The organism is Pseudomonas sp. I2, assembly GCF_040984075.1.
Classification (GTDB): Bacteria; Pseudomonadota; Gammaproteobacteria; order Pseudomonadales; family Pseudomonadaceae; genus Aquipseudomonas; species Aquipseudomonas guariconensis_B.
On sequence record NZ_JBCGFQ010000133.1, the window covers coordinates 1 to 602 of the forward strand.

1 protein-coding gene is annotated in these 602 nt (G+C 65.8%); it reads left to right on the forward strand.

Features of this window, described 5'->3' with window-relative positions; all coding sequences use genetic code 11:
- Nucleotides 1-602: carbon starvation CstA family protein (locus tag WCE05_RS25895; RefSeq protein ID WP_368816823.1), on the forward strand; the 602-nt coding region annotated here is incomplete at both ends.

Consider the following 602-nt stretch of genomic DNA (forward strand, 5'->3'; position numbering starts at 1 on the left):
GGCACGCTCTGGCTGATCGCCGGCGTGGTGCTGGCTGGTGCCGTGCAGGACTTCATGGTCCTGTTCCTGTCCACCCGCCGCAACGGCCGTTCGCTGGGCGACATGGTCCGCGAGGAAATGGGCCGGATTCCGGGCACCATCGCCCTGTTCGGCTGCTTCCTGATCATGATCATCATCCTCGCGGTGCTGGCGCTGATCGTGGTCAAGGCCCTGGCCGAGAGCCCGTGGGGCATGTTCACGGTGATGGCGACCATCCCGATCGCGATGTTCATGGGCATCTACATGCGCTACATCCGCCCGGGCCGCATCGGCGAGATCTCGATCATCGGCGTGGTCCTGCTGTTGCTGTCGATCTGGCTGGGCGGCCAGGTGGCCGCCGATCCGGTCTGGGGCAAGGCGTTCACCTTCACCGGCGTGCAGATCACCTGGATGCTGGTCGGCTACGGTTTCGTCGCCGCCGTGCTGCCGGTCTGGCTGGTGCTGGCGCCGCGTGACTACCTGTCGACCTTCCTCAAGATCGGCACCATCGTCGGCCTGGCCATCGGTATCCTGATCATCGCGCCGGAGCTGAAGATGCCGGCCCTGACCCAGTTCACCGACGG